Raw genomic sequence first — 18,697 nt, 5'->3', positions numbered from 1 at the left:
TTGTTATATAAGTAAATTAACACTTAATAACAATAAAACATTGACGACCAGCACGAACCATTTTAACGTTGGCGTTGACCTAACAATTAAACGGACATTATGAGCGACGATAATCCTCACTCTACCAACGGCTCATCAGGCAAGAGTTGGTTAGATAAACTAAAAAATTCGATTTCTGGCGAGCCGAAAAGTAAAGAAGAGTTAGTATCGGTTATTACTGATGCTGAACAAAACGACATCATAGACCCACAAACCCGCGAAATGATTGAAGGGGTAATTGGGGTAAATGAAATGCGAGTGAGGGATATCATGATCCCTCGCGCTCAAATGACCACCATAGATGTAGAGCAAAAGGTAGAAGAATTTCTACCGGTGATGCTTGAATCTGCCCACTCACGTTTTCCTGTTATAAGTGAAGATAAAGACCATATCGAAGGTATTTTGCTTGCAAAAGACCTGCTTTCCTTTGCCTTCAATGCAGAAAAAGAATTTAACCTTCGCGATATTCTTCGCCCAGCGGTTATCGTTCCAGAAAGCAAACGAGTAGACGTTCTACTTAAAGAGTTCCGTCAGCAGCGCTATCACATGGCTATTGTTGTAGACGAATATGGCGGCGTGTCTGGCTTGGTGACTATCGAAGATATTCTAGAGATTATCGTGGGTGAAATTGAAGATGAGTACGATACCGAAGAAGACGGTACCGATGATATTCGCCCATTAAATAAATCGACATACTCGGTTAAAGCGTTAACCCCAGTGGATGATTTTAACGAGTTTTTTGAAACCAAATTTAGCGAAGAAGAAGCCGATACCATTGGTGGTATTGTGCTTAAAGCGTTTGGTCATATGCCTGAAACCAATGACGAAATCACCATCGGCGATGTTCAGTTTAAAGTGACTAACTCTGATAAGCGCCGACTTATTCAACTTAAGGTTTCAGTGCCTTCATTGGAATAGAGACGTCGTCACAATAACGTTTATTTCAGCACAGGGTAGCGCGAATTTTTAAGCGCTTACCCCGTGTAAAACAAAACCTATCACCCACCATCAGATGACTTCTATGCTGAAACGGTTTATCCCCCATTTTCTTCTTGTGTTAAGCGGCGCAAGTTTAACGCTAGCTTTTGCCCCATTTAATATGTGGCTTTTAACTATACCTGCACTCGCACTTGCTATACGTCAAGTTATCAAGCTGAAACATCGACCGTTTATAGCTGGGTGGTTATTTGGTGCAGGCTGGTTTGGCGCTGGTATAAGCTGGGTACACGTAAGTATTGCCGACTTTGGTGGGCTACCTCTTATCGGCTCCATTGCCTTAATGGCATTACTTTGTGGATATTTGGCGATATACCCAGCGCTTGCCACCAAATTCACTGCCAAGTATTTTTCTCCCCAATTGTGGCCCATGGCACTGCCTTTTTTCTGGGTTGTGGCCGAGTGGTTGCGAAGCTGGATGCTAAGTGGCTTTCCGTGGTTATCTTTAGGCTACAGCCAGCTAGAAAGTCCACTGTCTGGTTTTGCGCCTATTATTGGGGAAACGGGTATAAGCGCGCTTATCGTTATTAGCGCTACCCTATTTGCACTGATTCACAATAAGCGAACTTTCGCCAACGCAGTGCTGGTTGCACTATGCTTGTTTACCAGTGGCTATCTGCTTAAACAGCATACTTGGGTAACTCCAAACAAAACCTATTCTGTTGGCATGGCGCAGGGCAATATTGCGCAAAGCTTGCGATGGGTGCCAGAGCAAGATGGCCCTACTATGGACACGTATTGGAAATTAACCGAGAGCTTGTGGAATAACGACCTGATTATTTGGCCTGAAGCGGCCGTTCCTAAGCTTGAGCCATTAGCCCAACCTTATCTTGCCAAAGTTAACGAAAGAGCTTTTAAAGAAAACACCGCGCTTATTACTGGTATTGTTAACTATAACTGGGAAACTGACGAGGCATGGAATAACCTCATTGTGCTCGGTAAACGCACGCCAGATGCTACGTACCCTGATTACCAATATTTCCACAACAATCGCTTTTCAAAGCACCACCTATTACCGGTAGGTGAGTTTGTGCCTTTTGAAGACTGGCTTCGCCCCCTCGCCCCTCTATTCGACTTGCCGATGTCGTCATTCTCTCGCGGTGATTACCAGCAGGCTAATCTTGAAGCGAATGGCATCCACCTAGCACCCGCTATCTGTTTTGAAATTGCGTTCCCTCATCAAGTTAAGGCAAACGTATATGAAGATACCGACATGATCATTACAGTAAGTAACGATGCGTGGTTTGGACATTCTCACGGCCCTGCTCAGCATTTGCAGATTGCGCAAATGCGCGCGCTTGAGTTGGGGCGCCCTGTGGTTAGGGCAACAAATAATGGCATTACGGCCTTTATAGACCACAAAGGCGAAGTAACAACTCGCCTACCTCAATTCATGGCCGGTAATATTTCAGCGCCAGTTGTTGCAACTCGCGGGTTTACTCCGTATTACCACCTGCAAGAGTTAGGTGTTTCGTTTATAGTTATTTTGCTGTTTGTTTGCGCGGTCTTAGTTAAACGAAGGCAGCGCTGATTGCTCGACATAAGCGGGTTGAAACAATGTTTATGCTATGCCAATGTAGGCCCCGTCTAACTTGTATAAGTTAAAATACAAATAGGGCTGAATTTGCGGTATTAACTTTACTAATGAGTCGTTTTAACCTCAAAGAATTCGCCTATCAAAGGAATTGAAGGAGAAGCTATGAATCTTAAGGCTATATTGTTTTCAGTAATTGTAGTTCTAGCGACAACATTCGTCAGCTATGAAGCCAGGGCTACTATTAAACTTACCCCATGTAATGGATGCACCTATGACGATATGAAACGAACAGCAGCACAGAGCCAGAAAAGTGCCGGTTCGAGCAATATAGCCGTCATAAACTTCAGGAATGCGACCGCACATAAATTTCACACGAGTTTAGAAATTGATGGCGATGGAGAACCTATTACGAACACCACCTCTGTCAATTTTTCAATTAATGAACAACGCGACATTGACCTTTACTTTCGCTTCAGAGATGCACTCGGGGCCTATATCGCTAACTTTTCTAACCAGCTATACGACTCATCTTTAGATAGTAAAACACAAAAAATATCTTCGACTCACCCCCACTACTCTCTTAATACTGACGACAGCGAATCTGGCTATGTCTCTAAGGGCGTCATTTTAGTTAAAGGTTCTCCCTACGAATTCTTGTCAGCTAGCTACCAACGAAACGATGTATATGACTGGTTTATTGGTGGAGCGAAAAGAGATGTTTTAGCGATTTTGGACTCATCTCTACAAGCCGTTGAATTACCACAAGGTAAAGATTTAGACCTGGACTTAAACGCAATTTTCTACACATCTTTAGAAGCACTGAAAAGTGGAGATCAAAACGGAAGGGTCAAGATTGATTTAGATTTTATCAACGATGTTTTTGTAATCATAAGTGCCAAAGATACAAATAATAACAGTATCCCCCTTAATAATGACGAGCTGATGGGTGAGTGAAATACAACCAAAAGCGCAAAAAAACGGCGCTAGCTTCGATTAAAGCTGCGCCGTTTTTGCGAAACCTTGACTCGCATTCAAGTCACAGGTAGCTCACTGTATTTGATTAAGCGTTACCCGCTGCCTGAATAGCAGTAAGTGCAATGGTAAATACAATGTCATCAACCAACGCACCCCGGCTTAAATCGTTGACTGGCTTTCTCATGCCTTGCAGCATAGGGCCAATACACACTAAGTCGAAGCTACGCTGTACCGCTTTATAAGTGGTGTTACCCGTGTTTAGGTCTGGGAAAACAAATACGTTTGCTTTACCCGCAACTGGGCTATTTGGCGCCTTGCTCTTACCTACACTTTCAATGGCCGCAGCGTCGTACTGAAGCGGACCGTCGATAAGTAAATCTGGGCGTAGCTCTTGCGCAATCTTAGTTGCCTCACGCACTTTCTCTACATCGCTACCTGCACCTGACGAGCCAGTACTGTAACTTATCATAGCTACCCGTGGTTCAATCCCAAACATTTGCGCCGATTCAGCAGACTGAATTGCGATATCGGCTAGTTGCTGAGCATTGGGGTCAGGGTTAATGGCACAGTCGCCGTAAACTAAAACTTGGTCAGGCAAAAGCATGAAAAATACTGACGATACTAACGAGGCGTTTTCAGCTGTTTTAATTAACTGAAGCGCTGGGCGAATAGTGTTTGCAGTGGTATTCACCGCACCGGATACTAGGCCATCCACATCATCTTGCTGAAGCATCATTGTGCCTAAAGTCACGTTATCTTCCAGTAACTCTTTTGCAACCACTTCAGTAACGCCTTTGTGACCGCGAAGAGCCACTAAACCTTCAACGTAGTCATCTTTTATCTCACTCGGAGAAACAATTTCTACGCCATCGCTCAATACTACACCCTGTTGCTCTGCTACTCGGCGAATTTCTGTTTCATCACCAATAAGAACGGGTCGTGCTAAACCACGTTTTGCACAGATTGATGCAGCAACAACGGTTCTAGGCTCATTACCTTCTGGCAGCACAACACGCTTGTTAACCTGTCTTGCACGGTTAGTAAGGTAGAAGCGGAACGCCGATGGAGACAGCTTCTTCTGGCGAGACACTTTTTGCGTTAGTGAGTTGACCCAGCTTGCATCTAAGCTTTCCGCTGTATGCACCATCACTTTTTCGATACGCTGGCTGTCATCAACCGGTACTTCTTGGTTGAATGCGTGAAGTGCTTGGGCTGTTTGCCATGTATTCGAATTCACAAGCATGACCGGCAGGCCCGTTTCCATAGCTTGACTACATAATGCCATGATATTTTCATCGGGCTGATAGCCACCTGTAAGTAATAGCGCGCCCAGCTTAGTCCCGTTTAGCGCAGCCAAACAGCAAGACACAAATACATCACCGCGATCGCCTGACATCACAAGTAATGCCCCCGGTTTAAGGGTATGCGTCATGTTGTGAATTTCGCGCGCGCAGAAAGTAACGCTGCTTAATCTGCGTTCTGCCAGCTCGCCCTCGTTAAGCAAGGTTGCGTTAAGGTGCTTTGCTACGTCGGTAGCCCGGGGAGACACTAAATCTGCGCTCCAATCAACCGTACCAAGAAGGCTTAAGCCTTTTTTGAAAATAGGCAAGTCACGTAATGCCTGCGTACGCTCTTCGTCGTGCTCTGGCGCTTCTATTGCACCGATATCGGCACGAAGTCGACCATGTTCATCAAAAGGCGCATTAACCTTGTTAAAGATACACCCAACCACTTTTTGACCTTTATGACCGCCATAGGTGTCTACAACAATTTCAAGGCGATGATTAATATCTGTCGTCGACTCGTTGCCAGGCACGGCCACAAAAACAATATCGGCATCAAGAGCACGACTAATTTCAAGGTTTAAACGCTCCGCATAGGGGTGATGACGCGTCGTCACTAGCCCTTCTATAACGGTTACCGCTTCTTGAACGCTCTTTTCTTCAAACCGTTCAATAATTTCTTCTAACAGCTCATCAGTATTGTCGGTACTGATCATACGCTCAACGTAATCAAGCTCGAAAGGCTCAATCGGCGAGACACTGGCGTGGTGAGCAATGATCGCTGTAGAGCGCTCTTCCCCATTGTCGCCCTTTCTAGGCTGTGCCACCGGCTTGAAAAAATTAAGCTTTATACCTTGTTCTTCTATTGCGCGAACAAGACCCATGCTGACCGTAGTTAGGCCCACACTCGTGCCCACGGGGATCAACATAATTCTGCGAGACATAGTTACTCCTGCTATTGCCAACGTCCGAGCGTTGGCCTTGCTAGTTTGATTTTACGCGAAGGTCGCAGCTTCAGCTGCAATTACCCATTCTTCATTAGTAGGTACGACATAAACAGAGGTTGATGCTGTATCAGTAGAAATTTTTCCGCCTTGCCCAAATCGCGCATCAGTATTTCTCTGCTCATCAAGACTAATACCAAAGTGAGCAAAATGCCCCATTGTGGTCTCTCGAATAAGCGACGAGTTTTCTCCAATACCACCTGTAAAGACAATAGCATCTAGCGTCGGCACGGCTACCATATAACCGGCAATGTATTTGGCAAGACGATAACAGAAGATTTCGATTGCAAGCAATGCGCCTTCATGACCTTCTAGGGCAGCATCTTCTAGAGTTCTGCAGTCGTTGCTAAGTTCTGAAATACCTAGCAGACCTGACTGTTTGTTTAACAGATCGCTAATTTCGTCTGCGGTTTTACCAAGCTTTTTCTGTAGCGTACCTGGCAAGCTAGGATCTAAATCACCACAGCGCGTGCCCATAACCAAGCCTTCTAAAGGAATGAAGCCAAGGCTGGTGTCTACCGCCTGCCCTTTTTCAATGGCGGACACGCTACAACCGTTGCCTAAATGCGCACTGATTATGCTTGTGTCTGAAACTGGTTTTTCAAGAATTTTCGCCATGCTATCGAGAATGAATTTATGGCTGGTTCCATGGAAGCCATAACGTCTAATGCCATGCTCACGATAAAGCGACATCGGTAAAGCATAGATAAAGGCTTTTTTAGGAAGTGTTTGAAAAAATGAAGTATCAAATACCACGACATGAGGCAAATCTGGGTACGCAGCTTGAGCGGTCACAATGCCTTTTAGATTAGCCATATTGTGAAGCGGTGCCATGCTCGCATAATCTTCGATTGCTTCGAGCACGCTATCATCTACAAGGGCTGCACCTTTAAACTTTTCACCCCCGTGTACAACACGGTGTCCAATGGCAATAGGCTGCACACCTGTGCTTGCAATAATTTCAGAGATAGCGTTAAGTGCCTCGGTATGCCCTGCTTTTGCTGGCAATGCCTGCTTCTCTTTTTTACCGTTTAGCTTAAAGGATAAACTCGCATCACTATTTCCCAACGCTTCTGCAATGCCAGAGAGACCAGCTTCGCCAGTATCAGCGTCGATAATGGCAAACTTTACTGAAGAGCTGCCACAGTTTAAAACAATAACTTCTTTTTTCATTTTTGTAATTTCAATTAAAGTGGTAAGACATTCTGTTTAACCAATTGTAGCATTTCTAAACAATTAGAGGGGTTAAACAATTGCTAAATGTTTTATAAAAATTATCGCATACACCTATTTTATATAGGGTTTTATGACAAACTTTCGCTTAATTACACCTATCCACGCTTGTTTTGAAATTTTTATCATTACAATAATCAATAAATTTCAGTAACTTAGATATTTATTGAAATTATTTTTGAAAAAATTCAACTTTCTTTCTTGAAAAGTATTTGGGCCATTCCTATATATGATTTGTCGGCGCTGAACAGTCAGGTCGACAAAACCGCCGCCGCAGAGTCGGGGCATTTAAACTTTAAACATATTGCTTAATTTTGAGGATATGACTATGCGTACTATCGATCTATCTCCACTTTACCGTTCATTCATTGGTTCTGATCACCTAGCATCGCTTATTGATGCAGCTTCTCGTGCAGAGAAACAGAGCACCTATCCGCCGTACAATATCGAGCTGCTTGGCGACGACAAGTACAGAGTAACCATGGCGATTGCTGGTTTTAGTAAAGACGATGTTTCAATTCAGGTTGAAGAGAATACATTAACTATTACTGGAACTAAGAAAGCGGAAGGGGAAAACAAAGACAGTAAAGAACGTAAGTTCTTACATAAAGGCATCTCAGAGCGTAACTTTGAGCGTAAATTCCAACTTGGCGACCATGTAAAGGTGTTAGCTGCAGATATGGAAAATGGTCTATTACACATCGATATGGAGCGAGTCATTCCCGAAGCCAAGAAGCCTCGCCAAATAGAAATTGGTTCTCGTTTACTTGAGAATTAATAAATAGTTTCTTGGTTTGTTTCCCAACTTTTAGCGGCGCCTTAAGGCGCCGTTTTTTTTTGCTTTTATAAGCTGCAGATAAGACTATTGCTAGCTTGTTTTGTTTTAGCTTCAACTATTAACAGTTTCGACATCGGTTACTTCAAGCGTGTAATCAGCTTTACCTGACTCGCCAGACTTAAAGCTACCTTGTAAAGTCTTGCCCGTGAGTTCTCCGGTTGCAGAATCTTTGATAGATTCGAAATCGCTACTAGCGACACCGTTTTCAAACTTACCTTTATGTTGAAAAGTAACCGTACCACGCAACCCGTTTATCACACCGACAAAAGTTTCAAAACCCGTAAATTGAGCTGACATTTGTGATTGATAAGACATCAAAAACTCAACGCTCGATTCACCACTCATATCACCTGAATAGACCTGTTTGATGCTGGCCTGAGATACCTTAATTCCTTCTGCTCTTTCACTCAGCGTATCTTCATCCCATTGCGTAATGGAGAAGCTTCCTTCGATTGTCATGAATATCTCTTTTATATTAGCGTAATAGTAGATTTACCTACCCTAACCTCTTATGCAGAAAAAAGACAGCCTAAGAATTGTAACAGCGCGTTTAAATGAATCCTTTAAGCATGGCTAAACCTACAGCGTTACAGGTACTTGCATCCTTTATCTCTCCATTGATGATTTTTTCCTTCAAGACAGTTAAGGAAAGCGGGACAACCTGCAAATCTTCTTCTTCAACATCTAGTTTTTGTTCGCCTTGGGTCAACCCTTTAGCCACGTAAATATGGTATCCCTGATTACAAAAGCCGTATGCAAGATATTGGAAGCCAACATACTCCATTGACTCAGCGGTTAAACCTGTCTCTTCTTTAAGCTCACCTTTTGCGAGCTGAACTGGATCAGCGTCGGGGTTGCTCTCCCATGCACCCTGGGGAAGTTCAAGCTGTCGCTCTTTGATGGTATAGCGGTATTGCTCAACCATATACACGGTATCGCCTTCAATCGGTAAAATAATGGCAAAGTCCGGCTTTTCCACCACACCATATATACCTTCGTTTCCACTGCTGCGACGTATTTTGTCTTCTCTTAGGCGAAGCCATTTGTTTTCATAAACTACTTTTGAATCCAACGTCTTAATTTCTTCCAAAACCCTTCCTTATCTCTGCGTTTAGTTATTTATAACGCAAAGAATATTCAGTTGGAAATGCTTAATCTGCTTTGAACCCATCAATGGTGCGCTGCAGTAAGTCATTATTTTGCTGCATTTCATTAGAGAGTTCTGACAACTGCTTTGCAATGTAGAGCTCATGTCGAGCAGCTTCCTCAACAGAGACAACATCTTTAGCCACCTCTTCGGTAGTGACAGATTGTTGTTCAGCAGAAGAGGACATGCTGTTTGCCATACTTTCAAGCTCACTTGCTGCTTCTTTTACCTTCTCAGCGGTAGCTCGCCCCTCAACAGTAGTATCCATTGATGTAGATATTGAGCTTACGTTTTTATTAATATCATTTACGACAACAACACTCGCCTCTTTTAAGCTAACTAAGAGTGATGATATTTTATCTGAAGATTCCCGGCTGCTTTGCGCTAACTTTCTCACTTCGTCAGCTACAACGGCAAACCCTCTTCCGTGATCACCCGCTCTAGCAGCCTCAATTGCAGCATTCAACGCCAGTAAGTTAGTCTGATCTGAAAGGGTGTTAATGGTCTCTAATATAGAGCTTATTTCGGTTACTTTAAGCTCCATCTGCGCTGCGTTAGTTTGAACGCCCCGAATGTCTTCTGACAGCACAGTCATGCTATTTCGTATATTGTCATTCGCCGCTAGTGATTGGTCTGCTAGTTCATCAAGTTTTTTACTTGCATTTAAGGTATCTAAAGACGAGCTAGCAATTTCTCGACTTGTTACCGCTACCTCTTCAATCGCCGACGCTATATTGGCTGTAAGCTGTTGTGTATTTCCTGCGTCGCTTAACATTTCTGCACATGCCGACTCTAATTTTCCGGAAAGCCTTGTGCTGGTGCCAATTGACTGCCCTAACCCTCTGATAAGGTCACGTAGTGCCAAAATGGTAGTGTTAACAGAACGAGAAATTTCCCCTAACTCGTTACTCGTACTCATCGATACATCGATAGTAAGATCACCTTTTTGCGCAATCTTGTCCAAGTTAGAAACCAATATGGTTAGTTGCTGGGTGATAATGCCTATCAATACTTTGTAAATAAGTGCGATAAATAAGGCCACAACGACAATTATAATAATAATTGCCGTTAACGAAGACTGAGCACTGGCGACATTACTGTAAGATTCTTGTTTGGCAGTATCAAAAACCTTACTAAGCACCGTTGCCACTTGACCTATTTGCGCTGTTGCTAGTTTGAACCATTCGCTATTGACTGGCAGGGAAGAGAAATTTACATCTGTCGCGACTACGTTAGCAGCAATTGACTCAACCTGCGTCGATGTAGAAGAAGACATGGCATTCGTGAATTCCGTTTTGAAATCGCCGTTTAAACCGAGAGTTAACTTTTCAGTTAAATAAGTAATATCGCCGGTATAACTGTTAATCTCTATTTTCGTATTAGGGTTAATACTTCGCCTGGCTAGCACAGCGTTTATCTTTCCCCTGCGTTGTCCGAGTCTTTCTTTTAGACCTGCTAATGTAAGCCCCTGAAGTAAAAACTGTTTAGCATTTTTATCGCTGAGTAAAATCGTAAAGGCATTAGCGGCGTTTAAGGCTCGCTTGTTCAAATCACTGTAATAGCTAAACGCTTGGGCGCCATTTAACGAGTCGACCGCTTCCCGCATTGCAGTTTTATTGGTTTCGACGTCGACAAGCGGCTGCAATATAACGCCTATTCCTAAGTCTTCTGGCCACTTTTCACTAGATATTGCTCTTAAGTTTTGAAAAGCTTCATCCGCCTTCTTTCGTTGACTTACGACCTTTTGTTTCGAATCTGCATTTGGGTTGCCTAAATAACCCGCGGTGAGCCCACGTTCGACGGCATGATGATGGGCAACTCGTTCTACAGCACTTATCATTGTGACGATACGTTCGTCTTGCTCTGCCGCTGACATATTATTCACAAGTTGACTAATATCTTTATATGCAAGAAACGCTATAGAAAGGAAAAGGGTGCCTGTTCCTAACAGTGTAAGCTGTACGACGGACAATCTATTGAAAATGGTCAAGGCTTTGGCCTCCATTCCGAGCGTTTAAATACTGAACCTCATACATAGATTTCGCTTAGCAAGCGCGTAAAAAGGTCCCGTTAATAAGAACTAATACGTTTAAAGTATAGGCATCAAATAGGAAATGGAGATTTTTTGTTCTAATAAATTAGTCTAAATTAGGATAGTAATTGCCAAGACAAGGCTATTAAAAATGACGTAAATAACAGAGGTGGAATATTTGTGATAAGCAGATGATTATAAGAAAAGTATGGCTTGAATAAAGGTCAGCAGCATTGCGCCACTGACCGATAGTAATTAAATATACTCAACTTCGATGATTTCAACTTCAACAGCACCAGCTGGCGTTTGAATAGTTACCGTATCATCAAGCTCTTTACCGATAAGACCACGAGCGATAGGCGAATTAACTGAAATTAGGTTGTTCTTAATATCAGCTTCATCATCGCCAACAATGCGGTAAGTAGTTTCTTCATCGGTATCAACGTTCAAAATGGTAACCGTAGTGCCGAAAATAACTTTACCGGTATTTTCCATTTTAGTTACGTCGATAATCTGTGCATTTGAAAGCTTGCCTTCGATATCCTGAATGCGACCTTCACAGAAGCTTTGCTGTTCACGGGCAGCGTGATATTCAGCGTTTTCTTTCAAATCACCGTGCTCACGTGCTTCGGCAATAGACTCGATAATACGTGGGCGTGTTTTTGTTTTAAGCTCATTTAATTCGTCACGCAGCATTTGAGCGCCGCGCGCTGTCATTGGATACTGACTCATGAATACCGTCTCACTTAGCTAGTAATTTAAACAGAAAAGTGCGCCGCGAAGGCGCACTTTTTATTGGTTCACACAAATGTAATATTGCTAGGATACCTCGTATCCTAGCGTATGTCATTAGTGTTTGAGTCTAGCGTGTAGTTCTTGAACTGATGCCACTTTATTGCGGTCATCTGCAGACTTAGCACGGATAGTTGCAAACGCAGCGTTCATTGTCGTGGTGTAAGTCACCTTATTCACCAAGGCTTCACGACGAATGTATACTGAATCTGTGATGGCTTGGCGACCTTCTGTTGTGTTAATCAAGTAAGCGTATTCGCCGTTCTTGATAGCATCAACAATGTTAGGACGACCTTCCGACATTTTGTTCACTACAGTGCTCATGATGCCTGCATCGTAAAGCTCAGTAGCGGTACCGCGGGTAGCTTCAATGCTAAAGCCGGCTTCTACTAACGCTTTGGCTAGTTCAATCATACGAGGCTTGTCGGTATCACGTACTGAAATAAGCGCTTTACCTTGCTTAGGCAATGGTGCACCTGCACCTAAGTTAGCTTTTGCATATGCCTCTTCGAAGGTATCACCAACACCCATTACTTCACCTGTAGAACGCATTTCTGGACCTAGTAGTGGGTCAACACCTTGGAACTTAGCAAATGGAAGTACCACTTCCTTCACTGAGTAAAACGGTGGGATAACTTCTTCTGTTACACCCTGCTCGGCTAGGCTGACGCCAGCCATCGCACGTGCTGCCACTTTAGCAAGTGGAACACCCGTTGCTTTAGATACAAATGGCACAGTACGCGCCGCACGAGGGTTAACCTCGATAAGGTACACTTCACCGTCTTTAATCGCAAACTGGGTATTCATCAGACCGACTACGCCAAGCTCAAGCGCCATTGCTTTTACTTGCTCGCGCATAACGTCCTGAATGTCTTTTGGTAGCGAGTGCGGAGGCAGTGAACACGCTGAGTCACCTGAGTGAACCCCGGCCTGCTCGATGTGTTCCATGATGCCGCCAATTACAACCTCTTTGCCATCGCAGATAGCGTCGATATCAACTTCAATAGCGTCGTCTAGGAAACGGTCTAACAATACTGGTGCGTCGTTAGACACTTTAACCGCTTCGTTTAGGTAACGCTTAAGGTCTTTAATGTCATAAACGATTTCCATCGCTCGACCACCCAGCACGTAGCTTGGACGAACAACCAGCGGGAAGCCAATCTCTTCGGCCATAGTTAGCGCTTGCTCGACGTTAGTTACTGTAGCATTCGCCGGCTGCTTAAGGTTAAGTTTGTTCACCATTTGCTGGAAACGCTCACGGTCTTCAGCACGGTCAATGGCTTCTGGTGAGGTACCGATTACCGGTACGCCAGCTGCTTCTAGGGCACGAGCAAGTTTAAGTGGCGTTTGACCACCATACTGCACGATAACGCCTTTTGGCTGCTCTTTAGCAACGATTTCAAGTACATCTTCCAAAGTTACTGGCTCGAAATACAAGCGATCAGACGTGTCGTAGTCAGTTGAAACCGTTTCAGGGTTACAGTTAACCATAATGGTCTCGTAACCGTCTTCGCGCATTGAAAGCGCCGCGTGAACACAGCAGTAGTCGAACTCGATACCTTGACCAATGCGGTTTGGACCGCCGCCCAATACCATGATCTTTTCTTTGTCAGTCGGCGCTGCTTCACACTCTTCGTCATACGTTGAGTACATGTAAGCTGTGCTGGTAGAGAATTCTGCTGCACAAGTGTCTACACGCTTGTAGACAGGAGAAATACCAAAACCGCGACGAGTCTCACGAATATCGCTTTCTGCCACTTTGGTAAGTTCAGCAAGGCGTGCGTCAGAGAAGCCTTTACGCTTAAGTGCACGCATAAAGTCAGCGTCAATACCTGGCAAACCAAGCTCAGCTACTTTTGCTTCAAGAAGAATCAGATCTTCAAGCTGCACAAGGTACCAGCGGTCGATATTAGTAAGGTTAAATACCTCTTCAACCGTCATACCCATACGGAATGCATCACCGATGTACCAAATACGCTCTGCACCAGGTTGACGAAGTTCGTAAACCACTTTGTTGCGTGATTCAGGGTCTTCGAGGTCAACCATAGGATTTAAACCTGAAGCGCCTACCTCAAGACCACGAAGGGCTTTTTGAAGCGACTCCTGCTGGTTACGACCAATAGCCATTACCTCACCTACCGACTTCATCTGAGTAGTTAGACGGTCGTTAGCACCGGCAAACTTTTCAAAGTTGAAGCGTGGGATCTTAGTTACTACGTAGTCAATAGATGGCTCGAACGACGCTGGCGTTAGGCCGCCGGTAATGTCGTTAGCCAGTTCGTCTAACGTATAGCCTACCGCAAGTTTTGCAGCTACTTTCGCAATCGGGAAGCCCGTTGCTTTAGAAGCAAGCGCAGATGAACGGGATACGCGAGGATTCATTTCGATGATAACTACACGACCTGTTTTGGGGTCTACACCGAACTGTACGTTTGAACCACCAGTTTCAACGCCAATCTCACGCAGTACAGCCATAGCGGCATTGCGCATTAGCTGGAATTCTTTGTCGGTTAGGGTTTGCGCTGGAGCAACTGTGATTGAGTCGCCGGTGTGCACGCCCATAGGGTCGAAGTTTTCGATAGTACATACGATGATGCAGTTGTCCGCTTTGTCGCGTACTACTTCCATTTCGTATTCTTTCCAGCCTAACAAGGATTCATCGATAAGAAGCTCGTTAGTAGGAGAAAGGTCAAGGCCGCGGTGACAAATTTCATTGAACTCGTCAATGTTATACGCGATACCGCCACCGGTTCCGCCCATGGTGAAAGAAGGACGAATAATACAAGGGAAGCCGATACGGCTTAACACATCGTGCGCTTCATCCATGCTGTGCGCAATTTCCGCACGTGGACATTCTAGACCGATGTTTTTCATCGCTTTATCAAAGCGTTCGCGGTTTTCAGCTTTATCGATAGCGTCTGCAGTAGCACCGATAAGCTCACAGCCGAACTCTTCAAGGACACCGTGCTTATCAAGCTCTAGCGCACAGTTAAGTGCGGTTTGTCCACCCATAGTTGGCAGTACAGCATCTGGACGTTCTTTTTCGATGATCTTGCGAACCACTTCCCAGTGGATAGGCTCGATGTAAGTTGCATCTGCCATTTCTGGGTCGGTCATGATGGTTGCTGGGTTAGAGTTAACCAAAATAACACGGTAGCCTTCTTCGCGAAGGGCTTTACACGCTTGCGCGCCTGAATAGTCGAATTCACAAGCCTGGCCAATAACAATAGGGCCAGCACCAATGATAAGAATACTTTTTATGTCGGTACGTTTTGGCATAGTTGGCTAATTCCTACTGCTTGTGTTGTTCAATAAGTTCAATGAAGTGGTCGAATAACGGCGCCGCTTCATGAGGACCTGGACTGGCTTCAGGGTGCCCCTGGAAGCTAAACGCAGGCTTGTCGGTGCGATGAATACCCTGCAACGACTTGTCGAACAACGAAATGTGAGTTACTTCTAGGTTATCTGGCAAACTAGACTCATCAACAGCAAAACCGTGGTTTTGGCTAGTGATCATAACTACATTGCGCTTAAGGTCTTTAACCGGGTGGTTTGCCCCGTGGTGACCGAATTTCATCTTCACTGTCTTTGCACCACTTGCAATAGCAAGCAGCTGGTGACCAAGACAAATACCAAATACGGGCGTACCGGTTTCGACGATAGTTTTAATTGCGGTTACTGCATAATCGCATGGCTCTGGGTCGCCCGGGCCATTTGACAAAAATACACCGTCAGGATTCATAGCAAGCACTTCTTCTGCAGGCGTTTGCGCCGGAACCAGGGTTACTTTACAACCACGGTCAGCTAGCATGCGAAGAATGTTGTTTTTAACACCGTAGTCATAAGCTACAACATGATATTTGAACTCATTTGGTGTTACGTAGCCTTTGCCAAGTACCCAGCTGCCTTCGGTCCATGTTTTTGGCTCAGTGATGCTCACTACTTTTGCCAAATCCATGCCTTTAAGGCCAGGGAAATCTTTTGCTTGCGCTAGTGCGCTAGACTCGTCTAATTCATCAGAGCAAATAATGCAGCCATTCTGTGCACCTTTGTCTCGCAAGATACGCGTTAAACGGCGAGTATCTATATCAGCAATACCCACAACGCCTTTCGCTTTAAGGTATTCAGACAAAGTTTGCTGTTGACGAAAGTTACTAGCAACAAGAGGTAGGTCACGGATGATTAGACCTTTCGACCAGATTGTATCTGCTTCGACGTCTTCTTCGTTAGTGCCGGTGTTGCCAATGTGTGGATAAGTAAGGGTGATGAGTTGTTCAGCGTAGGATGGGTCGGTGAGAATTTCTTGATAGCCGGTCATGGAAGTATTAAAAACAACTTCCCCAACGGCGGAGCCTGTAGCGCCTATCGCCGTACCTTTAAAAACAGAACCATCCTCTAACACCAAAAGGGCAGAATTAGCCAAGTCAACCTCCAGATTAAGGATAACTATGTGTTTGTGCAGTTTTTTGCACAAACCCCACAAAAAACGGGAGTTATTGATAACAATACATCCCGTTTTACGATCTTTGCAGCTAATAAAACCGCACTCTTCAGCCGTTTTGGCGGCTTCAAAATACGAAATTCTGGCAAATTCCGGCGAGTATACATCACTGACCGAAAATGGCAAATTTATTTGTAATAATTTACTAAAATAACGCTTTTACCACCTTTTTTGCGCAGAACCACCGAAAGTGCGGCTTATTGCTCATTAAAAGTGCAACTTTAGTTTAACACTTTAATCACGTCTTAAAGTTTGCGTAAACCCAAACGGTTTCACACCAACCTTAATTAACGCTTATAGCTTTAAATCCAGAACATCAACCATGGAGTATAGACCAGGTTGTTTTCCATACAACCACTTAGCAGCATGCACGGCACCTTTTGCGAAAGTAAGGCGGCTTGATGCTTTATGCGTAATTTCTAAACGTTCACCAATATCCGCGAATAGTGCGGTATGCTCGCCGACGATATCTCCGGCCCGCACTGTTGCAAAGCCGATTGTGCCCTGATCACGTTCAGGCTCTTTTCCTTCTCTGCCGTATACAGCACACGTTTTGAGGTCACGACCTAATTCGTCGGCAATAGCTTCAGCAATAGCCATAGCGGTGCCTGAAGGCGCATCTTGTTTAAACCTATGGTGTGCTTCGGTAATTTCGATATCTGCCGTTTCACCTAATACGCTGGCCGCTTGTCGAACTAGCGAAAGCATTAAGTTTACGCCCACACTATAATTAGCAGCGAAAACAATAGGAATGTGCTTTGCCGCTTCATCTAAAGCTGCTAACTGTGCATCGTTCAAACCGGTAGTACCGATTACAACAGGCATGTTGTTTTTAACGCACCACGCGAGGTTACTTTCAATCACCGACGGCAAAGTAAAGTCGATCATCACGTCGGCGTCGTTGCCACTCAAATTCGAAAGCGCAGTGCAATCGATGTCTTTTTTACCAATACCGGCCAGCTCACCTACGTTTAGGCCAACCCAAGGTGAATCATCGCGTACTGTAGCAACGCTAAGCTCAGCATTTTCACTTAAATCCAACGCTTCGACTAATACGCGCCCCATACGCCCGTTGGCGCCAAATAATCCTACTTTCATTTTATAGCTTTACACTTTTATTAACCTTCAACTATCAGGCATTTTGCCAAATGCAGGTACTATTGCAATGTGAGTTTCATATTAAATACGCATAATTAGAAACCAATCGCCCCCACTCCCCTTTCGCTTAACTAAATTACTCGAAATACAATGTACAAAAATATTGGTTCAAACTTCATCTGGTCAGTATTAGGCTAATTATCTGCGAGCTATTGCTCGATAGCTTTTAAGATAAAACCTAATATTATGTAGTTGGGCTTTCTTGTGTTAACCGGCAAATTGGGCGACGCTATGGCTTAGATTTAATGACCTAGGTCTATTCAACTTTCTAAACACTTTTCGACGTGTACTTAAGCTAAACAGACCTACACAAAGCGTGAAATAAAATGACGATGCAGAAAACCCTTGTTTGGGACCTACCCACCCGCCTTTTTCATTGGCTGATTGTCGCGAGCCTATTAGCCCAATATGCCACGGTTGAATGGCTAGAAAACAAAGTCCAGTGGCACTTCTATATAGGGTATTTCACCTTATTTCTTATCGTTTTCCGCCTAATTTGGGGAGTAGTTGGTACCCAACACGCAAAGTTCAGTAACTTCGTTACTGGCCCTAAAAAGGTTTTTAGCTATGTAAAGACGCTTTTTAACAGACAGTCAGAGCCCGCTATTGGACATAACCCGCTAGGCGGCTGGTTTGTTATTGTTATGCTGGTGCTATTGGCCATACAAGCCATATCTGGGCTATTCATGACAGACGATATTTTCTTAGACGGCCCCTATCGACAGTTAGCCAGTGAAGAAACATTAGATTTGATGAACACTTTGCACCATCTTGCATTTGATGCGTTACTTTATGTCATCGCATTGCACATAGGCGCAGTTATTTTTTACAGCGTATATAAAAAGCAAAAGTTGGTCCCCGCAATGGTACACGGTAGTAAGGACTCGGTGAAAGAGTCAAAAACCGCAGGTATCGCAAACTCTCGTCTGTTACGCGCACTTATTGTGGCGCTTATCGCTGCGGCGTTCGTTTATGTGGCAATTGAAGTGTATCCACCAGAACCACAAGTAAACGAATTTTACTATTGAGCTGCACGACAACCTTTTGTCATTCGCAAATAGTTTAACGTCATTTCAATATTAAAGGGGCGAGAAGCCCCTTTATTGACCAAAGAAAAAATCGCTAGAAAGTACGCTTAGCGTTGTCGCTTTTACCTATTTCC

14 protein-coding genes are annotated in these 18,697 nt (G+C 44.2%); 5 read left to right on the top strand and 9 right to left on the bottom strand.

The genetic code is table 11. The features are described from left to right. Nucleotides 1-99 precede the first annotated feature (99 nt). From corC to IW644_RS02285, 3 genes are all read left to right on the top strand, one after another. A complete protein-coding gene (corC, locus tag IW644_RS02295; RefSeq protein ID WP_269916243.1) occupies nt 100-957 on the top strand; it encodes a CNNM family magnesium/cobalt transport protein CorC in 858 nt (285 codons plus the stop codon). Nucleotides 958-1,060: 103 nt separating this feature from the next. After that, the gene (gene lnt, locus IW644_RS02290) at nt 1,061-2,566 is read left to right on the top strand and encodes an apolipoprotein N-acyltransferase (RefSeq protein ID WP_269916242.1); all 1,506 of its coding nucleotides are present in this window, start codon (nt 1,061-1,063) and stop codon (nt 2,564-2,566) included. A gap of 168 nt (nt 2,567-2,734) precedes the next feature. Continuing rightward, the gene (locus IW644_RS02285) at nt 2,735-3,526 is read left to right on the top strand and encodes a hypothetical protein (RefSeq protein ID WP_269916241.1); all 792 of its coding nucleotides are present in this window, start codon (nt 2,735-2,737) and stop codon (nt 3,524-3,526) included. 106 nt (nt 3,527-3,632) lie between these two features. On the opposite strand, the gene pta is transcribed toward IW644_RS02285, so the two are convergent. Together pta and IW644_RS02275 are read right to left on the bottom strand one after the other, a co-directional pair. After that, a complete protein-coding gene (pta, locus tag IW644_RS02280; protein WP_269916240.1) occupies nt 3,633-5,774 on the bottom strand; it encodes a phosphate acetyltransferase in 2,142 nt (713 codons plus the stop codon). A 51-nt stretch (nt 5,775-5,825) separates the two neighbouring features. Further along, entirely contained in the window at nt 5,826-7,007 is a 1,182-nt protein-coding gene (locus IW644_RS02275) for an acetate kinase (protein ID WP_269916239.1), read from the bottom strand. Nucleotides 7,008-7,395: 388 nt separating this feature from the next. Between IW644_RS02275 and IW644_RS02270 the strand changes: the two genes are divergently transcribed. Further along, nucleotides 7,396-7,845, top strand: coding sequence for an Hsp20 family protein (locus IW644_RS02270; protein WP_269916238.1), 450 nt, complete (start codon nt 7,396-7,398; stop codon nt 7,843-7,845). 111 nt (nt 7,846-7,956) lie between these two features. Here the strand turns inward: IW644_RS02270 and IW644_RS02265 are convergent, their stop codons facing one another. The 7 genes from IW644_RS02265 to dapB all read right to left on the bottom strand — a co-directional run bounded on the left by IW644_RS02265 (nt 7,957) and on the right by dapB (nt 17,475). Beyond that, nucleotides 7,957-8,364 carry a DUF3224 domain-containing protein gene (locus IW644_RS02265; protein WP_269916237.1) on the bottom strand — a complete coding sequence of 136 codons (408 nt, stop codon included), beginning with the start codon at nt 8,362-8,364 and terminating at the stop codon, nt 7,957-7,959. A gap of 91 nt (nt 8,365-8,455) precedes the next feature. Next, nucleotides 8,456-8,995 carry an NUDIX domain-containing protein gene (locus IW644_RS02260; protein WP_269916236.1) on the bottom strand — a complete coding sequence of 180 codons (540 nt, stop codon included), beginning with the start codon at nt 8,993-8,995 and terminating at the stop codon, nt 8,456-8,458. 61 nt (nt 8,996-9,056) lie between these two features. Then, nucleotides 9,057-11,042 (bottom strand): methyl-accepting chemotaxis protein, encoded by a 1,986-nt coding sequence (locus tag IW644_RS02255; protein WP_269916235.1) that lies wholly within the window; start codon nt 11,040-11,042, stop codon nt 9,057-9,059. A gap of 297 nt (nt 11,043-11,339) precedes the next feature. Continuing rightward, nucleotides 11,340-11,816, bottom strand: a complete 477-nt coding sequence (gene greA, locus IW644_RS02250; protein WP_025254739.1) for a transcription elongation factor GreA — start codon at nt 11,814-11,816, stop codon at nt 11,340-11,342. 117 nt (nt 11,817-11,933) lie between these two features. After that, a complete protein-coding gene (carB, locus tag IW644_RS02245; RefSeq protein ID WP_269916234.1) occupies nt 11,934-15,155 on the bottom strand; it encodes a carbamoyl-phosphate synthase large subunit in 3,222 nt (1,073 codons plus the stop codon). 13 nt (nt 15,156-15,168) lie between these two features. Next, nucleotides 15,169-16,299, bottom strand: coding sequence for a glutamine-hydrolyzing carbamoyl-phosphate synthase small subunit (gene carA, locus IW644_RS02240; protein ID WP_269916233.1), 1,131 nt, complete (start codon nt 16,297-16,299; stop codon nt 15,169-15,171). A 372-nt stretch (nt 16,300-16,671) separates the two neighbouring features. Next, the gene (dapB, locus tag IW644_RS02235) at nt 16,672-17,475 is read right to left on the bottom strand and encodes a 4-hydroxy-tetrahydrodipicolinate reductase (protein ID WP_269916232.1); all 804 of its coding nucleotides are present in this window, start codon (nt 17,473-17,475) and stop codon (nt 16,672-16,674) included. Between the two features lie 392 nt (nt 17,476-17,867). Here dapB and IW644_RS02230 point away from each other — a divergent pair, with 392 nt between their 5' ends. Continuing rightward, nucleotides 17,868-18,563 carry a cytochrome b/b6 domain-containing protein gene (locus tag IW644_RS02230; protein ID WP_442864422.1) on the top strand — a complete coding sequence of 232 codons (696 nt, stop codon included), beginning with the start codon at nt 17,868-17,870 and terminating at the stop codon, nt 18,561-18,563. The last annotated feature ends 134 nt before the right edge of the window (nt 18,564-18,697 follow it).

Origin of the sequence: Alteromonas sp. PRIM-21 (genome assembly GCF_027563165.1) — a bacterium.
Lineage (GTDB): Bacteria > Pseudomonadota > Gammaproteobacteria > Enterobacterales > Alteromonadaceae > Alteromonas > Alteromonas macleodii_A.
Note: the sequence above shows the minus strand (reverse complement) of the source record. Positions and strands in the feature narration are given on the sequence as shown.